Source organism: Phreatobacter sp. AB_2022a (genome assembly GCF_026847585.1).
Lineage (GTDB): Bacteria > Pseudomonadota > Alphaproteobacteria > Rhizobiales > Phreatobacteraceae > Phreatobacter.
In genome coordinates this window covers 110,404-130,149 of sequence record NZ_JAPSET010000003.1, presented here as the reverse complement: position 1 = coordinate 130,149, position 19,746 = coordinate 110,404, and the positions used below count along the sequence as shown (strand labels likewise).

Genomic DNA, 19,746 nt, shown 5'->3' with positions numbered 1-19,746 from the left:
TTAGGTGAGATCCCCTCTGCACCCTGTCTCAAGCTTCCCCGTGTTTTTCCGGCAGCGCAAGTCTCATTATGCCAGAAATTGAATACGGCATAATATTTTTGCCATATGCCGCATTTTTGGGCTGTTCGGCATGCCAGATTGATGCATAGTTGCCACCATATGGATATGGATCGGCATTTCATTATGCCAAATCGGCGCAAGATGCGGGGAGATCATGAAATCCTTCGAGATCAGGAATGCCCATTTCGACCGGCTGGTGAACACCGCCGGGCTGCGCTGGATGGGGCAGAATACCAACCACGCCACGCCGCACCCGGCCGTCGTCGAGGCCATGGAAAAGTCGATCCGGGATGAGGAGTTCCACATCTACGCCCCGCCGGCGGGGCTCGAGGCGCTGCGCCAGGGCATCGTCGCCGATCTCGGGCTCTCGGGGCAGGCGGCGCTGCTGTCGGACGGCGCGGTGGCCTCGCTCTACCACGTCTGCCATACGCTGCTCGGCCCGGGCGACGAATTCGTCACCACCGACCCGACCTGGAACTGGCCGATGGCCTTCGCCCGCTCCGTCGGCGCCACGGTGAAGCAGATCCCGATCTATGGCGAGGAGCATGGCTACCGCCTGGCGCCGGAACGGCTCGCCGCGGCCGTCACGCCGAGGACCAGGGTGGTCTATCTGGTCGACCCCAACAATCCCCTGGGCAGCGCCTGCACCGGCACGGAGATCGACGGCATTGTCGCCGCGGTGCGCGCGGCCGGCGCCTACCTCATCCACGACTGCACCTATCGCCACTTCGCCTACGACCACACGCTCGCGGCGAGCCGCTATCCCGAGAAGACGATCACCATCTACAGCTTCTCGAAATGGCTCGGCTTCGCAGGGCTGCGGGTCGGCGCGGTGGTCGCCCATCCCGACATCGTCGAGACGCTCGCCGGCGCGCCGCCGAACAATCTCGGCTCCAACATCCTCTCCCAGCGCGCGGCGCTCGCAGGGCTTGCGATCAAGGACGAATGGTTCCCCGGCGTGCTGGCGCAGCAGCGGGCGAACCAGAAGCTGATCAAGGACGCGGTCGACCGGATCCCGGGCCTCGTCATGCCGGTCTATCCGTCCAACGGCAATTTCATCGTGATCGAATGCGACCGCGCGGGCGTCAAACCGGAGGCGCTGGTCGCCGCCTATCAGGCGCACGACATCATGATCCGCCAGGGCGCCTACCACACGCCGACCTTCGGCGACCGCTTCGTCAAGGTGAGCACGAGCGTGCCCACGGCCTGGGTGGAGGAATTCGTCGCGCTCCTGCCGCGCCTCGTCGAGGAGGCCCGCGGCCGCAACGAAGCGGTGAAGCTGTTCTGACCCCTGGCCGGCCGACCGGTCCATTCCCATCAACGGAGAATTCGCATCATGGATCTCAAGCTCCAGGGCAAGACGGTGCTCGTCACGGGCGCCTCGCAGGGCATCGGTGAAGGGCTGGCGCGCTCCTTCGCGGAGGAAGGCTGTCACCTCCACGTCGTCGCCCGCTCCGGCGATCGGCTCGAGGCGCTGAAGCGCGAGCTCGAGGCGGCGCATGGCGTCAGCGTCACGGTCTATGCGATGGACCTGACCGCCGCCGGCGCGGTCGACGCGCTGGTCGGTGCGGCCGGCGACGTCGACGTTCTGGTCAACAATGCCGGCGTCATTCCGAGCGGCAGCCTGTGGGACGTCGACGAGGCCAGGTGGCGGGCCGGCTGGGAGTTGAAGGTTCTCGGCTACATCAACCTGACGCGCGCCATCTATCCGCGCATGAAGGCGCGCGGCGGCGGCGTCATCATCAACAATATCGGCAATGGCGGCGAGGTCTTCGACCCGGCCTATGTGGCGGGAACCACGGGCAATGCCAGCCTGATGGCGTTCACCCGTGCGATGGGCGGCCATTCGCTCGACGACAATATCCGGGTGGTGGGTGTCAATCCCGGCCCGGTCGACACCGACCGAATCTACAACATGCTGAAGAAGCGCGCCAAGGACTGGCTCGGCGATGCCGACCGCTACGGGGAGCTGCAGCAGCGCTATCCGCTGAAGCGTCCGGCCCACGTCCACGAGGTGACCGATCTCATCGTCTTCCTCGCCTCCTACCGCTCCGGCTACACGTCGGGAACCATCTTCACCGTCGACGGCGGCATCGCGTCCCGCCGCTCCGTGATCTGAGGCGCGCCATGGCCTTCGCAACCACGACCGACGGCATCAGGCTGTTCTACGAGACCGCCGGCACCGGCACGCCGATCATCTTCGTGCACGAGTTCGGCGGCAGCCACTGGAGCTGGGAGCCGCAGCTCAACGCCTTCGCCAGGCGCCACCGCTGCATCACCTACGCGGCGCGCGGTTATGTCCCCTCGGACATTCCGCGCGAGGTGGACAGCTATTCCCAGGCGCGTGCGGCCGACGACATCATCGACGTTCTGAATGCCGACGGCATCGACAAGGCGCATGTGGTGGGCCTGTCGATGGGCGGTTTCGCGGCTCTTCATGCCGGCCTGCGCCATCCCGGCCGCGTCCTGTCGGTGGTCGCCGCCGGCGCGGGCTATGGCGCGGAGAAGGCCCACGAGGATTACTTCAGGGGCATATCGGAGCAGGTCGCGCGCAATTTCCAGGAGCAGGGGCCGAAGGTCTTCGCACCCATCTATGCGGAAGGCGCATCGCGCGTGCAGTTTCAGGACAAGGATCCGCGCGGCTGGCGTCTCTTCGCCGACCGGCTCGCCCAGCACGATCCCCTCGGTGCGGCCAATACCATGCGCGGCGTCCAGATGCGGCGGCCCTCGCTCTACGATCTCGAAGCCGAGTTCAAGCGCATGGAAGCGCCGACCCTGGTGATGACCGGCGACGAGGACGATCATTGCATCCAGCCCGGCCTGTTCCTCAAGCGCACCATTCCGCGCTGCGGCTTCGCGGTGCTGCCGAAGGCGGGCCACACGCTGAACCTGGAGGAACCGGAGCTGTTCAACCGCCTGCTCGCCGAGTTCATCGCCCAGGTCGAGGCGGGCCGCTGGGGGCCGCGCGATCCGCGCGCCAATCCGGCCCAGATCATGCGCACGAACTGAGGCGGTCATGACCGGTTCCCGAACCTCCGACGCGGTCGACGGCGCGCGCCTGTGGGCCCGCCATATGGAACTCGCCCATTTCGGCGCGCGAGACGACGGTGGCGTCGATCGGCCGACCCTGTCGCCGCTCGAGGCCGAGGCCCGCGCCGAACTGATCGCCTGGGGCCGGCGCATCGGCCTCACGCCCTATACCGACGGGGTCGCCAACCTGTTCCTGCGCTACGAGGGATCCAATCCCGCGCTGGCGCCGGTGGTGATAGGCTCGCATATCGACTCGCAGCCGACCGGCGGCCGGTTCGACGGCGTCTTCGGCGTGCTGGCGGCGCTCGAGACGGTCGAGGCCATGGCGGCGCGCGGCGAGCGGCCGCTGCGTCCCGTCGAGGTGGTCGCCTGGACCAATGAGGAAGGCTCGCGCTTCGCTCCGGGCATGACCGGCTCGGACGTCTTCACCGGCGCCAAGACCCTGGACCAGGTCCTGCCGATCCGCGATGCCGACGGCATCGCGATCGCCGATGCGGTCGCAGCCATCCTCGCCGGCGACGACGGCGTCGCCCGGCGGCCTTTCGGCTTTCCGATCGCGGCCTATGTCGAGCCGCATATCGAACAGGCCTCGGTGCTCGAGGCGGCCGGCGTGCCGCTCGGCGTCGTCACCGGCATTCAGGGTACGCGCCGCTACCGGGTGCGGGTGAAAGGCGAGGCGGCCCATGCCGGCACCGCGCTGCGCGCGGACCGGCGCGACGCGCTGATGGCCGCGACGCGCATGATCCGCGCCATGGACGAAGCCGCCATGGAGCCGGCCGACACCCTGCTCACCGTCGGCATGGTCCAGGTGACGCCGAACGCGCCGTCGGTGGTGCCGTCGGAGGTGTTCTTCTCCGTCGATCTCCGCCATCCCGACAATGCGGTGGTGGACCGGGTGGACGCGGCGATCCGCGCGATCGTCGAGGCCGAGAAGGGGCCTTGCGCGGTGACGCTGAAACAGATCCAGCATTCCCCTTCGCTGAACTTCTCGCCGGAGGTCCGCCGGACCATCGCGACCGCGGCCGAGCGGCTCGGCATTCCGGCCATGGACGTCTATTCCGCGGCAGGACATGACGCCCGCCAGCTGCACTATGTCTGTCCGGCCGGGATGATCTTCGTGCCGTGCCGCGGCGGCATCTCGCACAATCCGGCCGAATGGGCCGAACCCGAGCATCTTGCCATGGGCGCGCGGGTCCTCGCCGACGTCGTCTGGGATCTCGCCAACCGGGCGTGAGGGGACCGCGGCGCGCCCGCCCACCGGGCCTGCCGCAGCATCAGGGAAGGTTTGTCCGCATGGACCAGGGCGCCGTACGTCTGACCCGGACCGGCCGGGTCGCTCACATCGTCTTCGACCGGCCGGAGGCGCGCAATGCCATGAGCGCGGCCATGTACGAGGAGCTCGGGCGGATATGCGCCGCGCTCAGGGCCGACGAGACGCTGCGTGTCGCGACCCTCCGCGGCGCCGGCGGCAAGGCCTTCGTTGCCGGCGGCGACATCCACGAGTTCCAGGCCTTCGCCTCCGGCGAGGACGGCGTCGCCTACGAGGCTCGGATCGAGGCGGTCCTGGCGGCGCTCGAGGCCTTGCCGGTCCCGACCGTCGCCGTCATCGACGGCTGGTGCGTTGGCGGCGGCCTTGCCATCGCCGCCTGCTGCGATCTGCGGATCGGCGCCTCCACCGCCCGCTTCGCCGTCCCCGTCGCGCGCACGCTCGGCAACTGCCTGTCGATGCAGGACCATGCCCGGCTCGTCGCGCATTTCGGCGTTGCCCGCACCAAGCGCCTCCTGCTGCTCGCCGAGGCGATCCCGGCGGGCGAAGCGCGCGATGCCGGCTTCCTTCTCGACGTGGTCGAGCCCGACGATCTCGACGTCCGGATCGCCGCCATCACCGACCGCCTCGCCGCCCATGCGCCGATCACGATGCGGGTGTCCAAGGAGGCGATCCGGCGCCTCGTCGCGGCGGCGGGGATCGACGGAGACGATCTGATCCGGGGCTGCTACGGCAGCCGCGACTTCGGGATCGGGGTCGAGGCCTTCCTTGCCAAGCGGCCGGCGGAATGGACCGGCCGCTGAGCGCGGGTCAGGGGGCCGTCCCGCCCTGCCTCGTGCCGCGGTGCCTTCAGGCGGTCTGAAAATCCTGCGCGCGCACCCGGTCGACGATGTGGCGGCCGAGCCGATGGGCCAGCGCCATGATCGTCAGGGTCAGGTGCTTGTCCGGCAGCAGAGGAATGACGCCGCCGTCGCAGACGAAGAGATTGTCGATGTCGTGGCTGCGCAGGTCGGCATCGACCACGCCGGCCGACGGATCGCGCGACAGGGCGGTCGTGCCGGCATAGTGGATGCCGGTGCCGCTGTTGTCGCTGGTGGCATGAACCAGGGTCGACGATGCCCGGCGCAGCACCTTCCTGCCCCAGGCCGCCATGGCCTGCATCTGCAGGCTGGCCTTGGGCGGCACGGCGAAATCGACCTCGACCTGGCGGATGCCGTAGCGGTCGAGCGTCCTGCCCGGCCGCACCAGGTTTCCCGGAGTGATCTCGCCGGCGCAGAACAGGCCGAGCGTCACGTAGCTGTGGAACATGGCCCGCGCCAGCGGCGTCTTCACGACGGCCGGAAACGGCGCGAGGCCGGTGAGATAGTGCGGAACGTCGGGAATGCCGTGGATCGCATGGCCGATGAACGGGAAGGTGGAGCCGTCGGGCAGCTTGCCGCGCGCCATGAGGATCAGCAGGTCGCCATAGCCGATGTCGTAGTCGCGCCGCCGGCCCCACAGGCGCCACAGCGACGTCGACAGGACGGTCTTGGGATTGTCCTGCAGGCCGCGCCCGAGACGGCCGCTGCTGTTGCCGAGGCCCTGCGGCGCGGCCTCGTCGGCGGAGTTGAACAGAATGCGCGGGCTTTCCAGGGCACCGGCGGCGAGCACGACGATCCTGGCGCGCAGCGTGTGACGCTCTCCGCTGCGCGTGTCGACATAGTGCACGCCCGAAACGCGGCGCGAGCCGTCCTCGCGCGTCAGCCGGGCCACCTTGGCATGGGTGCGCAATTCGTAGTTCGGCAGGAGGGCGATGTCCGGCAGCAGGTGGCTCGAGAACTTGTACATCGCGCCGGTCGGGCAGCCCGACGTGCAGATGCCGGTCGAGCTGCACGAATTGGCCATGCCCGGCCTGGTATTGACGGCCTTGCGATTGGGGATGGCGCGGGAATGCGGCTCGTTCAGCGAGCGCACGGCATCGACGATCATCCGGTCCGCCGGACGCAGCGGCTTGGGGGCGACGTAGTCGCCGTCGGGCAGGTCCGGTATGTTCTCGGTCGTGCCGCAGACCGTGATCAGGCGCTCGACGGCGGCATAGTGGGTGGCAAGGTCCGCATAGCCGACCGGCCAGCCGGCGAAATCGGCCTCGGAGAAGCGCACGCTCACCCCGTTCCAGAGATTCTGCAGGCCGTTGACCGCCAGGATCTGGAAATGGCGGAAGCCGCCGTCCGGCCGGCTCGTCGAGCCGATGGTGCCGTCGGCGAACAGCGGATGAACGAACAGGCTGTCATGCGGATCGCTCGGCCAGACCGTGTCCGGGCCGATGCCGAAATCCCGCGCGGCGCCTGCCGGGGCCACCGAGCGGAAATAGTCGGCGGCGAGCATCTCGCCCTGTTCCAGCGACACCACGCGGAGGCCCGCCTTGGCGAGGGTGTGGGCCAGCAGCCCGCCGCCGGCTCCGGTGCCGACGACGACGACATCGCACTGCGCTTCATTCGCCACGGCGGACTCCGAGGGGCCATTCGCCGACCGTTTCGAGGAACGGCGGGGACGCGAAGTGGACATGTTCGAGGAAGGCCGCGAAGGTTCTCGCTTCGGCGCCGAGATCCTGCCGGCGCAGCGCCGCGCCGGCGGTGAAGCCGGAGCGGCGGATCACCGCGGCCAGTGCCGCGCTGACCTGCTTGTTGCCGAGCGCGATGCGCGTGATGTCGGCCTGCAGGGGGCCGAGGACGCGGCGATACGGGCTGAGCGCGATGATTTCGAGCAGCAGCGCTTCGGCGTCCTGGCGCGGGGCGAGCGCGGGCGTGTTCATCGGCCGGCGGCCTTTTCGACGCCGGCGAGGGGCAGGGCCGGCTGGCGCAGGCCGGTGTCCTGCGCGGGTGCGCGCGTTCCAAGGTCGCGGAACGGCCGGCCGGACCTCAGGTGACGCTCGATCTCCTCGAGGCTCGCGCCGTTGGTTTCAGGGACGAGACGCAGGGTGAAGACGATGCCTGCGGCACAGACCAGAGCGTAGACGGTGAAGACGCCTCCGAGACCGATCGCGGCGACGAGCGGCGGGAAGGAGAACACGACGATGAAATTGAACGCCCAGTTGGCCAGCGAAGCGGCGCTCATGCCGATGCCGCGGACGTTCAGCGGAAACACCTCCGCCATCATGACCCAGGGCAGCGGTCCGATGCTGACGGCGAAGGCGGCGATGTAGAGGGCGAGGCCGATCATGGCGAGCACGTCGAGCGCCGCCGCCTCGGTCGCCGCGCCGATCGCGATCATGCCGAGGCTGAGCGCGGTTCCGGCAAAGCCGATGATCAGCAGCTTGCGCCGGCCGATGCGATCGATCAGCGCCATGCCGACGACGGTCATCGCGACGTTGACGATGCCGATGCCGATGGTGGCGAGAAGCTGCGTCGAGGCCGAGCTGAAGCCGGCTTCGCCGAAGACGACCGGAGCGTAATAGATCACCGCGTTGATGCCGCTCAGCTGCTGCAGCAGGAACAGGCCGATGCCGACGACCAGGGCCGGGCGGATCAGCGGGCTGAACAGCTCCGACCAGGTGCCCCTGTTCTGGTCGGCTTCGGCGGTGCGGGCTATTTCGGCGAGCTCCGCGGTCACGACCGGGCTCCGGGGCGCGACGGCGCGCATGCGGGCAATCGCTGCGCCGGCTTCTTCGGACCGGCCCTTCGTCGCGAGCCAGCGAGGCGTATCCGGCAGGACGAACATGCCGACGAACAGGGCGATCCCGGGCAGGGCGCCACACAGGAACATGGTCCGCCAGGAGTCGGAGAAGGCGAAGCCGACCACATACGCACCGAGAATGCCGAGCGTGACCGCCAGCTGATAGATCGACACGAGCATGCCGCGCCGTGCCGGAGGCGCGCTCTCCGCGATATAGAGCGGAGCCACGAGAGCGGCCATGCCGACGGCGATGCCGAGCACGAGGCGTGCGACACTCAGCATCCACACGGCCGTGATGAGGGCCGACAGGAGCGCTCCCGCCACGAAGAGCACCGCGGCGAAGAGCAGCATGGCCCGCCGGCCGAAGGCTTCGACCGCGCGCCCGGAGATCACGGCGCCGAACAGGGCGCCCAGCGGCACGGCCGCCGTCATCAGCCCCTCGTTGAGAGGGCTGATGCTGAACTCCCCGCGCAGGAGGTGGAGCGAGCCGGCAATGACGCCTTCATCGAATCCGAACAGGAAGCCGGCTATGCCGGCGATGGCTGCGACCAGATAGATCATGCGCCCCTCCACAAGCCCCGAGCAACCGGCTACTGGAGCGTGCTGGCCACCTTGCGGATGGCCAGGATGATGTCGGTCACGTCGGCTTCGCTGAGGACGGAGCCGATGGTGAGCAGTGCGCCGCGCGCGTGAAACGCATCGCAGGCCGGCAGGGCGCCGTGGCCGTAGCGGTAGTCCGCCGCGAAGGCATTCGCCGGATGCGACCAGGGGAAGCCGTCGCGCGCGTTGGAGCGACGGTTCACCAGGCTCGGAATATTCGAATACCAGTGCAGCCCCCATTCGCGGGTGGAGATGCAGACGAGGCTTCCGGGCGGACCGACAATGCCTTCGGCGCGCAGCGCCGCGACGAAGCGCGCGGCGGTCGGCTCGTCGCGCAGCAGCATGAAAAGCACCGGGCCGGTATCGCCCGAAGGATCCGGCACGTTGCGGAAGGCGATGCCGGGAACGTCGGCCAGGGCCTGCCTGACCCGCCACTTGGCCGCGCGCATCGCCCCGGTAATGGCGGGCAGCTTGCGCATCTGGGCGAGCGCCATGGCCCCCGCGAGCTCGGACATCCGGGCGCCCATGCCCCAGAGCTGGCAGGTCTCGTCCGAGGTGTCGAGGCGGCCCGCGGCGGTGCGCGGATAGCCAAGATCGTGCAGCGCGACGATCCGCCGGAACAGGGCGTCGTCCTCGCAGACGATCAGGCCGCCGTCGCCCGACGTCATGTTCTTGTTGAGCTGGAAGCTGAAGATGCCGATGTCGCCGAACCGGCCGACCGCGCGGCCGTTCTGGCTGCCGCCGGCGGCCTGGGCGCAATCCTCGATCAGCTTCAGGCCATGCTGCCGGCAGATCGCCGCGATCTCGGCGATATGGCCGGGCGCGCCGCTCATGTGGACGCAGAGCACGGCGCGGCTGTGCGGGCCGATCTTGCGCCGCAGGTCCGCCGGATCCATGCAGAAGGTCTCGTCGATATCGACCAGCCGCGGGATCGCGCCGGCGCGCACCACCGCCGCAACGCAGCTCACCCAGAGATAGCCCGGGATGAGCACTTCGTCGCCCGGGCCGATGTCGAGGGCGGAGACCGCGATGGCCAGCGCCGCCGTGCCCGAGGACACGCCCAGCGCGTGACGATGGCCGAACATGGCGCACCATTCGCGCTCGAGCGTCTCGACCATGTGCTGCGGGTCGGGCCCGTAGAAGCGGAACGGGCTGCGCGCGCGGATGACGCGCTCGACCAGCTCCCGCTCCTCCTCGCCGATCCACTGCGCACCCGGCAGCTCCCAGGGCAGCGGCTCCGCGCGGACCGGCGTTCCGCCGTCGATGGCCAGCCGATTGGGGCGCAGGTGCTGCGGATGGAGCGTGGCGGGTTCCGCGGTTGCCATGGCGATATACTCAATTGTTATGGATATGTATTCAAAAATACTTTTGAATACATAAATATTCGATGTATAGATTGATGAGATGATATTGTTACACCGGGTGCAGCGAGGCCGATATCGGCATTATTTGCTGATGTTGGAAGATCCCGGAAGAAAGTGGAAAGCGTGGAACTGCGATGCCGATGATCATGGCCATGGTAACGCTGTCCGGACTCCTGTTCGGCTACAGCGCAGCGTCGATCGCGGGGGTGCTCGATCACCTCAAGGATCAGTTCGCGACCGGTCTCTTTGAGGAGCAGCTGCTGGTCGCCTGCCTCCCCGGCGCGAGCTTCCTCGGCGCCGTCGCCGCCGGGCCGCTCTCGGCAAGGCTCGGGCGGCGTCCGGCCCTCATCATCGCCTTCGTCCTGGCCGGCGCAGGTTTCATCATCACGCTGGCCATGCCGCCCTATGGCTGGCTGCTCGCGGCAAGGGTTCTGGCCGGCCTCGCCGTCGGGCTGTCGTCCATGGTGGCGCCGATGTATGCGGCCGAAATCACGCCGGCGCGCCAGCGTGGCGCGGTGGTGGCCCTGTTCCAGCTGGCGGTCACCATGGGCATTCTCGCCGCCTATGGAACGCCGCTCGGCTTGCCGGGCGCGTCCTGGGGCGTGATCCTCGGTTTGGGCATCGTGCCGGCCGCGCTCGGCCTCCTGGTGGTGGCGATCCTGCCCGAGAGCCCGCGCTGGCTTCGGTCCAAGGGGCGGATGGTCGACGACCGCGCGGCGCGGCTGCTGGATCTCGAAGCCGATTGGGAGCCGCCGCCGGCTTCGGCCGCTGCGCGCGCGCCGGTCTGGTCGGCCATTCCGCTGGGCAGCACGCGCGCCGTTCTGGCCCTGTGCAGCGCCCTGTTCGTGCTGCAGAACCTCAGCGGGATCGACGGCATCCTCTATTATGCCCCGCGCATCTTCCAGAGCCTGGGCTTTTCGGCCGGCACGGCGGCGCTGGCGGCGACCTTCGGCCTCGGCCTGCTCAACTTCGCTGCGACGCTCGCCGCGCTCCTCCTCGTCGATCGTCTCGGCCGCCGCCCGCTGCTGATCGCCGGCTCCGCCGTCATGGCCGCCGGCCTCGCCGCGGTGGTGGCTGCGGCATTGTACGACTGGCCCTGGATCGGACTCGCCGGCCTCGGCATCTACATCGTGGCTTTCGCGATGAGCCTCGGCGCGCTGCCCTATGTGCTCATGGCCGAGCTGTTCCCCGCCGCCATCCGGGAAACCGGCGTCGCCGCGGCTTCGGCGACCAGCTGGCTGTTCAACATGCTGGTCGCCTTCACCTTCCTCTCGCTCGTCGAAGCGATCGGTCTCGCCGGGGTGATCGGGCTGTTCCTGGCGGTCTGCCTGCTGGCGCTCGGGGTCGCCGTCCGTTTCGTGCCGGAGACGCGCGGCCGCTCGCTCGAAACGATCGAACGGGACGTCCTCGCCGGCGTCGCCCTGCGTGCCGTCGGGGCGGGCGCGGGCGCCGCCCGCTGACGGCCGGGCGTGCCGCCCGCGCGCCCGTCAACCGCCGGCATGGGCGATCCTGGGGGCGATGCGATCGAAGTCCAGGCCGAGCGCCCCCAGCGCATCGGGCGGCATCTCGATGAGGCCATGGGGCGGCGGCGCCTGCAGCAGCGCGAGCAGCCGCCGGCTGGCGGCCATGCGCTGCGGATCGCCGGCATAGCCGAGATGGTCGAGCTCCTCGTCGAGGAGCTCCGGCGATGCCGCGAGATAGCTCGGCCGATGCAGCGGATCGCCGCGCTTCAGGTGATCGCGTATCAGGATGATCCGTCCAGCCACCGCCCGCGCCTCGAAGTCATGAAGCGCCGCGCCGCTGAGGATGCCGCCGATGATGTTGGCGGGAGGCGCGGGCGCGCGCAGCGCGAAGAAATAGAGCCGCAGGGTCAGGCTGCAGCGCACCGCCGCCTGCGCCGTGCGCCCGTCGCACAGCATCGCTCCGGTCATGGTGACATCCTGGCCGAACAGGCTCTCGGTGTAGCGGATGGTGAAGTCGCCGCCATCGGCGGGCGCGATTTCCGCGCGGCCCAGGATGAGGTTGCCCGTCTTCAGCTGCGACCACGCGAGGGAAACGGCGAGATAGTCCCCTGCCAGCCACTGGTTCGGTCGCAAGGAAGGCGGCCGCATCGGGCTGTCGGCAGCCGGCCCGCTTGCCGGCGCGGCCGGAGCCGGCGGGCTCGGATGATCGTGCCGCAGCTTGGTCAGCGCCGAATCCGGCACGGGAAGATGCCGTCTGATCATCTGCGCGAACTCGTCGAACGAGGAGGCGGCGATGAAGGAGGCGGTCAGCCCGCCGCCAAGAATGCGCGCCCAGTCCTCGTAGACGCTCGACAGCCGCGGCGTCGCCTTGCCCCGGACCCACTTGTAGGCGTTCTGCGTGGTGAAGGCGGTTTCCGGATTGACCGTGGCGAAACGCGCGCAGAGTTCCTTGCTGGTCGAGCAGCCAAGGGCAAGGGAGGTGAGCTGGAGCTTCATTGCAAGCTCCGTCCCCGACCCAGTGTTGAAGACCGGATCCATTGCCATTGATGCCCCCCAAGCCGCCGGCCTGCAGCCGCGCGCCAGCTCCGTTCGTAGCCCTCTGCGAAAGGAGTGCAAGCCGTTCCCGCCCCACTTGAGGCCGGCCGCCGGCGCGCGACAGCCGATCATCGGCAAATCTCGGCGTCGCCGTTAATCGGGCGTTATACGGAGGCCCGCTCTGCCGGCTGTGACGGCCGGGACGGCCCGGTGGTTTTCACAAGGCTCGGCCGCGCACGGCGACGGGCCGGATCGGATCGCCGGGGAGCGGCGCAGCCTTCGCAGCGGCCCGGCTGTGCTCGGTCTTGGGGCATCAGGCGAATTACGTTGGTCAACAGGCCCCGACATGTGCTCAAATTACCGCCGCATCGTCGCGAGAGGCCGTCATGTCGAGGCCATTGACGAAGAAGGCCGGCCTGGAGCCAGGGAGTTCGGAGCGCCGATCGGCGCCGCCCGGAGCATGGCCTTCTGCGGCCGGCACGCCCGTCGGCGGTGCAGGTCAGGACAGTCGGAGGTATGGAAGAGCGTTTCGGTGCCGGCCGTGACGCTGCGCGTTCTCGTCGTCCCGTAGCGTTACTTTGTCGTGTTCTTAATGCTGAATATGAGTGTCGAAACGGGGGCTTGACAAAATTTTCGAGCATATCAAACTCCCAATGCGAGAAGATCTTCCTGAATGGTCCATCATTTTTAGGAATCTTTCCGGAGGATGTTCTTCGACAACGATTGAGGTAACGAATAGGAGGGTCAAATGGCTCGGTTCAACCTGGCATCTGTTCTGACTGTCTCGGCCGCATCTGTTGCAACCATGCTTTTTCTCGTCAGTACGGCTGACGCACAGTCGCGCTCGGCGCGGCAGCGGAACAATCCGCAGGTCATTTCCAAATGCATGCACGATGTCGTCGATGCCGTGCCCGGCGATCGCAACGATATCGGCATCTCGCGCACCCGCGCCGCGATGTATCAATCCTGCGTGCGCAATGGCGGCTCGATCCCGCGGGCTCGCCGCTGACGCCACGCTTCCAGCCCGCAACGGCGGGCCAAGCCTCATCTGCCGAGAGAAGGCCGCCGACAGGCGGCCTTCGTCATTTCAGGCCGGCCGCCGGCCGGCGCGGGCAGTTTCGCGATGGCCCCCTATCCTGTGGCATGATGCTCCGGCACGCCGGACCGCCCATGCCACGGCCGACTCGAAGATGAACGCATGACCGATCAGCCATCCGCCCCGCCGCCGGTCGGCGAAATGCAGGAGCCCGCAGCGTCCGAGGTGCGGGTCGCGCTGAAGGTCGGCATCGTGGTCATCGGCGCGGGGCAGGCCGGCCTTTCCTCGGCCTATCACCTGAGGCAGCTCGGCCTTGCGCCCGGCCGAGACTATCTGGTGCTGGACAAGGCGCCCGGGCCGGGCGGCGCCTGGCAGTTTCGCTGGCCGTCGCTGACGCTGAGCACGGTCAACCGCGTCCACGACCTGCCGGGCCTCTCCTTCGCCGAGGTCGTCGATCCCGACGCCGTTGACGTGCAGGCCTCGGTCGCCGTGCCGCGCTACTTTGCCGCCTACGAGAAGCGGTTCGCGCTGCCGGTCTATCGTCCCGTCTCGGTCACCGTCGTCTGCGATCGCGGCGACCGCCTGCGCATCGAGACCGACCGGGAGACCTTTTCGGCGCGCGGCATCATCAATGCGACGGGCACCTGGGAGACACCGATCATCCCGGACTATCCCGGCGCCGCGCTGTTCAGGGGGCGGCAATTGCACGCCCACGACTACAAGAGCGCCCGGGACTTCGCCGGCCGGCATGTCCTGGTGGTCGGCGGCGGCATTTCCGCGCTGCAATTGCTCGACGAGATCTCGCAGGTGACCTCGACCACCTGGGTCACCCGCCGGCCGCCGCACTTCCGCGACCGGCCGTTCACGGCCGAGGATGGGCGGGCGGCGGTGGCGAGGGTCGAGGAGCGGGTGCGCCGCGGCCTGCCGCCGGGCTCCATCGTCTCGGCCACCGGCATCTTCCTGACCCCGGCGCTCGCGGCGGCCCGCGCGCGCGGAGCGCTCGAGCGCCTGCCCATGTTCAGCGCGATCACCGAGGACGGCGTCGTCTGGGAGGACGGCCGCAGGCAGAAGGCCGACGTCATCCTCTGGTGCACCGGCTTCCGCTCCTCGCTCGATCATCTCGGCCCCCTGCAGCTGCGCGAGCCGGGCGGCGGCATCGTCATGACCGGCCGCCTCGCCACCGCGGTCGCCAAGGACCGGCGCATCCATCTCGTCGGCTACGGACCGTCCGCCTCCACCATCGGCGCGAACCGTGCGGGCGGCGCTGCGGCCCGCGAGCTCACAACCTTTCTCGGCATGGCCGGAACCGGCGCGGCCTGAGACGGTCGGGTCCAGTGCCGGCAGGGCAGGGCGGCCCTGCCGATGCGGCACTCCTCCTTGGCGCCCGGCGCGGCAAGATGCGCGGCATTGCAATCACCTGCGGGAGCGAACCGAACCATGACCAACCATGACAGCAAGGCAGCGCTCGACCGCCTGATGCGTTTTCTCGCCATCGAGGGCGTCACCGGCCAGGAGAAGGCGATCGGCGAGGACGTGGCGCGGGCGCTGGTCGAGGTCGGCGTGCCCGCCGGCGCGATCAGCTTCGACGACGCCAATACGCGCATTCCCGTGCCCACCGAAACCGGCAATCTCATCGTCAAGCTGCCCGGCCGCGGCGCGCTCAGCAATGCCGAGCCGCTATTGTTCATGGCCCATCTCGACACGGTGCCGCTCTGCGCCGGCGCGCGGGCGCGCATCGACGGCGCGAAGATCGTCAGCGGCGGCGATACGGCGCTCGGCGGTGACAACCGCACGGCCTGCGCGGTGCTGGTGACGCTGGCGGCCGAGCTCGCGCGCCAGAACCTCGATCACCCGCCGCTGGTGCTGGTCTTCTGCGTGCGCGAGGAGAGCGGCCTGTGGGGCGCGCGTCACATCGACATGGCCGCGGTCGGCCCGGTCGCGATGGGCTTCAATTTCGACGGCAGCCGGCCCTCCGATCTCGTCACCGGGGCGGTCGGCGCGGACAGCTGGGAGGTCGAGATCTTCGGCCGGGCCTCCCATGCCGGGGTTGCGCCCGAGCGCGGCATCTCCTCCACCATGATCGCAGCCGTGGCGCTCGCCGACATCCGCGCCGGCGGCTGGTTCGGCAAGGTGGTCAAGGGCGAGCGCAGCGGCACCAGCAATCTCGGCACGATCGCCGGCCGCGGCGGCCGGGCGGCGGGCGATGCCACCAATGTCGTTACCGACTACGCCTTCCTGGAAGGCGAGAGCCGCAGCCACGACATGGGCTTCGTCGACGAGATCACCAATGCCTACGAGGCGGCCTTCGAGCGGGCGGTGAAGGCGGTGACGAGCAGCGAGGGCAAGACCGGCACGGTCAAGTTCACGCGCCACCGCAAATACCACGCCTTCTCGATCGACCGCGCCGCGGCCGTCGTCGCGCGCGGCACGGCGGCGATCGCAAGCCTCGGCCTCACTCCCAATCCGAAGCTGGCCAATGGCGGCCTGGACGCCAACTGGCTCACCTTGCACGGCATCCCGACCGTCACGTTCGGCGCCGGCCAGAACGAGCCGCACACGGTCGACGAATGGATCGACATTCCGGCTTTCCAGGATGCCTGCCGCCTCGCGCTCGCCCTCGCGACGCTGCGCTGACGGTCTTTGCCCGGGGGCTGCGCGGAGCCTTGCTGCGGCAAGGCTCCGGCTCCGCCAAAGCGGAAGCCGCCCGCGGATCGCCGCGGCGGCCGCCCATGTGCGCGCAAGCCCATATCACGCGCCGCCACCGTCGCGAGCGCTTCAACGATACCCTGATCCGGCCAAACCTGGCGCAGCCCGCGGCGCGCTGCGGACGGGAGGGCGTCCGCAATGGCGGATCGGGCCGGCGCGCGCGATCGTGGCAGCCCGATCGCGTCCTGCGGAGTCCTGCCGCTGCTGCGCCGGCCGGCGAGGTCTCCTGCCGCCTGCCGCATCCTGTTTTGTCAGCCGGCCGGAAACGATAACGCATGTCGGCACCGGTCTCTCGAGATCATAACTTCCAGGAATAAAGTGCGCGCACGTTTGAATTTGCAAAGCCCTGACCTGCATTGGACTGTGCGCTGGCAAGGCCGCGGCTGAGAGCGGCCGGTGGGGAAATTCGGGAGAAACACCATGAAGACGTGGGTCGGTGCCGTCATGGCTCTGGCGATGGGCATGGGTGCGGCGCGCGCCGACATCATTCATGCGACCTGGGGCGGCGGCGGCGCGGCGGTGCTGCGCGACCATTTCCAGGCCCAGTTCGTTCAGCGCACCGGCATCGCCGCCCGCATGGCCGAGGTCCCGAACACGGCCGGCCTCGTCCGCTCGCCCACGGCCTCGCAGTACAATGTCGTCGAGGTCACCTATTTCGAAGCGATCGGCCTCGCCAGGTCGCGCCTGCTCGAAACCTTCGAGGACAGCGAGATCCCGGCCATCGCCCAACTGCCGAAAGAGCTCGTCGTCCGCAATGCGCAGGGCAAGATCGTCGGCCTTTCCACCCATTTCGCCTACTACGGCATCGCCTACAACACGACGCTCGCCAAGGCCTCGGATTTCCAGTCGTGGAACGATCTGGCCGACCCGCGCTGGCGCGGCCGCCTGGCGGTCACCCGCCCGGTCTACGCGACCTCCTACGACCTCACCATCATGGCCCATGCCAATGGCGGCAGCGCCAGCGACGTCCGGCCGGGCCTTGCGCCGCTGCGCGCCATGTTCGCCAATGCGCTGACCACCTATACCTCGCTCGCCCACATGAACACGCTGCTGGCGCGCGCCGAGGTGACCGCCGTGCCGTTCTATTCCACCCGCGTCTGGAACCTGAGGCGCGAGGGGCAGACGACCATCGACATGGTCATTCCCAAGGAAGGAGCGCTGATGCTGCCCTATGTGGTGGTGGTGCCCAAGGGATCGGCCGATCGCGCCCAGACGATCGCCTATCTCAACGCCCTGCTCGATCCGGAGGCGCAGACCCGCCTGTCGGCGCAGAACGGGTCGATCCCGTCGAACAATCAGGCCATGCTGTCGCCGGATGTCGAGCGTGCGCTCGGCATGAGCCGCGCCGACCTGATGAAGCGCATGTACATTCCCGACTGGAATGCCGTGGTCGGCCACTATGAAGAGCGGCTCGACCAGGTCGAACAGATCGCGGCCGGCGCGCGCCGCTGAGACACCGCCGGGCGAGGGGAGGGCATCTCCCGGTCCCGCTTCTCCCTTCCACTGGTTTATCGTTCATGTCCGACGCACAATCAGGGCCTGGCCTCCAGGCCTCGCCGTCCCGCGTGTCCCAGGGTGCCATCGCGATCGCCAAGGTCTCCAAGAGCTACGGCCAGACCGAGGTGCTGTCCGGCGTCGACCTCACCATCGAGGCCGGCACGTTCCTGACCCTGCTCGGGCCCTCCGGCTGCGGCAAGACCACCCTGCTGCGGCTGGTTGCCGGCTTCATCGAGCCGAGCACGGGCGAGATCCGCATCGACGGCCGGCCGATGGCCGGCCTGCCGGCCCAGCGCCGGCCGATCGGCATGGTGTTCCAGAACCTCGCGCTGTTTCCGCATTTCAGCGTGGAGGAGAATATCGGCTACGGCCTGAAGCTGCGGAAGGTCGCGCCGGCCGAGATGCGCCGCAAGGTCGGGATGTTTCTCGACCTTGTCGGTCTCACCGGCCTCGGCGGACGCCGCATCTCGCAGCTCTCGGGCGGCCAGAAGCAGCGCGTCGCGCTTGCCCGCGCCCTCGTGCTGGAACCCTCGATCCTGCTGCTCGACGAGCCGCTGTCGGCGCTCGACCTGCAGCTGCGCAAGCAGCTCCAGGTCAGCCTGAAGGAGATCCAGAAGCAGCTGAAGACCACCTTCGTGTTCGTCACCCACGACCAGGAGGAGGCGACCCTCGTCTCCGACAGCATCGTGGTGATGAGCGCGGGCAGGGTCCAGCAGTTCGGCTCGCCGCGCGCGATCTATGCCCGTCCGGAAAACCTGTTCGTCGCCAAGTTCATCGGCGAGCTCAACGAGATCGCCGGCACGGTGGCGGCTGCCGGCGCCGAGGCGCTGGCCGTCGACACGGCGGCGGGCCGGCTGGTCCTGCCGGCCTCCGCCGCCCGCGCCTTCGCCCCGCGCGAGGGCGCGGCCTGCCTCGTCTGCCTGCGTCCGGAACAGCTCGACGTGCGCCGGCCGGACGACGTGCCCGTGGGCGCGGCCAGCCTCGCGGCGACCGTCGTCGACCGCATCGCGCTCGGGCCGATCATCCGCATCGTCCTCACCTGCGGCGGGCGCCGGCTGACCGCCGTCCGGCTTGCCCGCGACGGCGAGGCTCTGCCGGCGATCGGCGCGGCCTGCGCCGTCACCTTCGCTCCCGCCGACGCCCAGCTCCATGCGCCGCTCGCCGGTGCGATGGCGAGCGCCTTCGGAGAGCGCGAATGACCGACACGCAAGCCTCGTCGCCGGCCAAGGCGCTGCTGCTGGTACCGGTGCTCGTCCTGCTCGGCATGTTCTTCGCGGCGGTGATCCATCTCTTCAGCAGCGGCTTTGCCGACGACGGCGGCTGGTCACTGCGCTATTTCCGCCAGATCCTCAGCCGCGCCGACTATCACGTTGTCTTCCTGCGCACGATCCTGTCGTCGCTCCTGGTCGCCGTTCTCTCGGTCGTGCTGTCCTATCCGATCGCGCTCCTGCTCTGGCGCCTCGACCGCTGGCGCAACCTGCTGCTCATCGTGGTGCTGGTGCCCTGGCTGGTCAGCCTCGTGGTGCGCACCTATGGCTGGCTGGTGCTGCTCGGCCCCAAGGGCGTGATCAACGCCATGCTCGCCTGGCTTGGCGTGATCGAGGCGCCGCTGTCGCTGATGTTCAACGATCTCGGCATCATCATCGGCCTGACCCACGTGCTGATCCCCTTCGCGGTGATCTCGATCCTGTCTTCGCTGCTCGACATCGAGGGCAATCTCGAAGAGGCCTCCGGCGTGCTCGGCGCGGCTGGGCTGCAGACCTTCCGCTATATCGTGCTGCCGCTGTCGCTGCCCGGCGCCTTCACCGCGCTGATGGTGATCTTCCTCGCCAGCATCGGGGCGATCGTCACCCCCATCCTGCTCGGCGGCATGTCGCACCAGTTCGCGGGATCGCAGATCTACCAGGAGGTCATGTACACCTTCAACATCAACAAGGCCGCGGCCTGGTCGATCTGCCTCCTGTCCATCAGCTTCCTGTCCCTCCTGCTGCTCAAGCTGATCGAGCGGCGCCTGCTGGCGAATCTGGAGTAAGCGTC

Annotated in this window: 17 protein-coding genes; 12 read left to right on the top strand and 5 right to left on the bottom strand. The window is 68.8% G+C overall.

Annotation, left to right across the window (positions count from 1 at the left end):
* The first annotated feature begins 214 nt into the window (after positions 1-214).
* Genes OZ671_RS03310 through OZ671_RS03290 form a run of 5 tightly spaced genes read left to right on the top strand, consistent with a single transcriptional unit; the run spans position 215 to position 5,160 of the window.
* Positions 215-1,348, top strand: a complete 1,134-nt coding sequence (locus tag OZ671_RS03310; RefSeq protein ID WP_268859404.1) for a pyridoxal phosphate-dependent aminotransferase — start codon at positions 215-217, stop codon at positions 1,346-1,348.
* Positions 1,349-1,396: 48 nt separating this feature from the next.
* Positions 1,397-2,179 (top strand): SDR family oxidoreductase, encoded by a 783-nt coding sequence (locus OZ671_RS03305; RefSeq protein WP_268859403.1) that lies wholly within the window; start codon positions 1,397-1,399, stop codon positions 2,177-2,179.
* Positions 2,180-2,187: 8 nt separating this feature from the next.
* Positions 2,188-3,069, top strand: a complete 882-nt coding sequence (locus tag OZ671_RS03300; protein ID WP_268859402.1) for an alpha/beta fold hydrolase — start codon at positions 2,188-2,190, stop codon at positions 3,067-3,069.
* Between the two features lie 7 nt (positions 3,070-3,076).
* Positions 3,077-4,324 carry a M20 family metallo-hydrolase gene (locus OZ671_RS03295; protein WP_268859401.1) on the top strand — a complete coding sequence of 416 codons (1,248 nt, stop codon included), beginning with the start codon at positions 3,077-3,079 and terminating at the stop codon, positions 4,322-4,324.
* Between the two features lie 59 nt (positions 4,325-4,383).
* The gene (locus tag OZ671_RS03290) at positions 4,384-5,160 is read left to right on the top strand and encodes an enoyl-CoA hydratase/isomerase family protein (protein ID WP_268859400.1); all 777 of its coding nucleotides are present in this window, start codon (positions 4,384-4,386) and stop codon (positions 5,158-5,160) included.
* Between the two features lie 46 nt (positions 5,161-5,206).
* Here the strand turns inward: OZ671_RS03290 and OZ671_RS03285 are convergent, their stop codons facing one another.
* From OZ671_RS03285 to OZ671_RS03270, 4 genes are read right to left on the bottom strand one after another with little or no spacing between them, the layout of a single operon-like run.
* On the bottom strand, positions 5,207-6,838 hold the full coding sequence (locus OZ671_RS03285; RefSeq protein ID WP_268859399.1) for a GMC oxidoreductase: 1,632 nt from the start codon (positions 6,836-6,838) through the stop codon (positions 5,207-5,209).
* Entirely contained in the window at positions 6,828-7,148 is a 321-nt protein-coding gene (locus OZ671_RS03280; protein ID WP_268859398.1) for a hypothetical protein, read from the bottom strand. Before OZ671_RS03280 ends, OZ671_RS03285 begins: the two co-directional genes overlap by 11 nt.
* Positions 7,145-8,569: a sugar porter family MFS transporter gene (locus tag OZ671_RS03275; RefSeq protein WP_268859397.1), complete on the bottom strand. Its 1,425-nt coding sequence runs from the start codon at positions 8,567-8,569 to the stop codon at positions 7,145-7,147. The genes OZ671_RS03280 and OZ671_RS03275 overlap by 4 nt, the downstream gene beginning before the upstream one ends.
* Positions 8,570-8,598: 29 nt before the next feature.
* Complete coding sequence (locus OZ671_RS03270) at positions 8,599-9,933, bottom strand: DegT/DnrJ/EryC1/StrS family aminotransferase (protein ID WP_268859396.1); 1,335 nt, start codon at positions 9,931-9,933, stop codon at positions 8,599-8,601.
* Between the two features lie 173 nt (positions 9,934-10,106).
* Between OZ671_RS03270 and OZ671_RS03265 the strand changes: the two genes are divergently transcribed.
* Positions 10,107-11,432, top strand: a complete 1,326-nt coding sequence (locus OZ671_RS03265) for a sugar porter family MFS transporter (RefSeq protein WP_268859395.1) — start codon at positions 10,107-10,109, stop codon at positions 11,430-11,432.
* A gap of 27 nt (positions 11,433-11,459) precedes the next feature.
* On the opposite strand, the gene OZ671_RS03260 is transcribed toward OZ671_RS03265, so the two are convergent.
* Positions 11,460-12,431, bottom strand: coding sequence for a hypothetical protein (locus OZ671_RS03260; RefSeq protein ID WP_268859394.1), 972 nt, complete (start codon positions 12,429-12,431; stop codon positions 11,460-11,462).
* Positions 12,432-13,218: 787 nt separating this feature from the next.
* Between OZ671_RS03260 and OZ671_RS03255 the strand changes: the two genes are divergently transcribed.
* The 6 genes from OZ671_RS03255 to OZ671_RS03230 all read left to right on the top strand — a co-directional run bounded on the left by OZ671_RS03255 (position 13,219) and on the right by OZ671_RS03230 (position 19,741).
* Positions 13,219-13,479 (top strand): hypothetical protein, encoded by a 261-nt coding sequence (locus OZ671_RS03255; protein WP_146052957.1) that lies wholly within the window; start codon positions 13,219-13,221, stop codon positions 13,477-13,479.
* 189 nt (positions 13,480-13,668) lie between these two features.
* Entirely contained in the window at positions 13,669-14,826 is a 1,158-nt protein-coding gene (locus OZ671_RS03250; RefSeq protein ID WP_268859393.1) for an NAD(P)-binding domain-containing protein, read from the top strand.
* 117 nt (positions 14,827-14,943) lie between these two features.
* Positions 14,944-16,140: a M20/M25/M40 family metallo-hydrolase gene (locus tag OZ671_RS03245; RefSeq protein ID WP_268859392.1), complete on the top strand. Its 1,197-nt coding sequence runs from the start codon at positions 14,944-14,946 to the stop codon at positions 16,138-16,140.
* A 492-nt stretch (positions 16,141-16,632) separates the two neighbouring features.
* Positions 16,633-17,664, top strand: coding sequence for an extracellular solute-binding protein (locus OZ671_RS03240; RefSeq protein WP_268859391.1), 1,032 nt, complete (start codon positions 16,633-16,635; stop codon positions 17,662-17,664).
* A 113-nt stretch (positions 17,665-17,777) separates the two neighbouring features.
* Entirely contained in the window at positions 17,778-18,908 is a 1,131-nt protein-coding gene (locus OZ671_RS03235; RefSeq protein WP_268859390.1) for an ABC transporter ATP-binding protein, read from the top strand.
* The gene (locus OZ671_RS03230; RefSeq protein WP_268859389.1) at positions 18,905-19,741 is read left to right on the top strand and encodes an ABC transporter permease; all 837 of its coding nucleotides are present in this window, start codon (positions 18,905-18,907) and stop codon (positions 19,739-19,741) included. Before OZ671_RS03235 ends, OZ671_RS03230 begins: the two co-directional genes overlap by 4 nt.
* Positions 19,742-19,746: the final 5 nt, after the last annotated feature.

What these genes read in the sequence shown, in the direction of transcription:
- OZ671_RS03300 (WP_268859402.1), top strand. Translation starts at nt 2,188, where the DNA reads ATGGCCTTCGCAACCACGACCGACGGCATCAGGCTGTTCTACGAGACC.
- OZ671_RS03280 (WP_268859398.1), bottom strand. Translation starts at nt 7,148, where the DNA reads ATGAACACGCCCGCGCTCGCCCCGCGCCAGGACGCCGAAGCGCTGCTG.
- OZ671_RS03275 (WP_268859397.1), bottom strand. Translation starts at nt 8,569, where the DNA reads ATGATCTATCTGGTCGCAGCCATCGCCGGCATAGCCGGCTTCCTGTTC.
- OZ671_RS03265 (WP_268859395.1), top strand. Translation starts at nt 10,107, where the DNA reads ATGCCGATGATCATGGCCATGGTAACGCTGTCCGGACTCCTGTTCGGC.
- OZ671_RS03230 (WP_268859389.1), top strand. Translation starts at nt 18,905, where the DNA reads ATGACCGACACGCAAGCCTCGTCGCCGGCCAAGGCGCTGCTGCTGGTA.
- OZ671_RS03240 (WP_268859391.1), top strand. Translation starts at nt 16,633, where the DNA reads ATGAAGACGTGGGTCGGTGCCGTCATGGCTCTGGCGATGGGCATGGGT.
- OZ671_RS03250 (WP_268859393.1), top strand. Translation starts at nt 13,669, where the DNA reads ATGACCGATCAGCCATCCGCCCCGCCGCCGGTCGGCGAAATGCAGGAG.
- OZ671_RS03260 (WP_268859394.1), bottom strand. Translation starts at nt 12,431, where the DNA reads ATGAAGCTCCAGCTCACCTCCCTTGCCCTTGGCTGCTCGACCAGCAAG.
- OZ671_RS03295 (WP_268859401.1), top strand. Translation starts at nt 3,077, where the DNA reads ATGACCGGTTCCCGAACCTCCGACGCGGTCGACGGCGCGCGCCTGTGG.
- OZ671_RS03305 (WP_268859403.1), top strand. Translation starts at nt 1,397, where the DNA reads ATGGATCTCAAGCTCCAGGGCAAGACGGTGCTCGTCACGGGCGCCTCG.
- OZ671_RS03255 (WP_146052957.1), top strand. Translation starts at nt 13,219, where the DNA reads ATGGCTCGGTTCAACCTGGCATCTGTTCTGACTGTCTCGGCCGCATCT.
- OZ671_RS03245 (WP_268859392.1), top strand. Translation starts at nt 14,944, where the DNA reads ATGACCAACCATGACAGCAAGGCAGCGCTCGACCGCCTGATGCGTTTT.
- OZ671_RS03310 (WP_268859404.1), top strand. Translation starts at nt 215, where the DNA reads ATGAAATCCTTCGAGATCAGGAATGCCCATTTCGACCGGCTGGTGAAC.
- OZ671_RS03270 (WP_268859396.1), bottom strand. Translation starts at nt 9,933, where the DNA reads ATGGCAACCGCGGAACCCGCCACGCTCCATCCGCAGCACCTGCGCCCC.
- OZ671_RS03290 (WP_268859400.1), top strand. Translation starts at nt 4,384, where the DNA reads ATGGACCAGGGCGCCGTACGTCTGACCCGGACCGGCCGGGTCGCTCAC.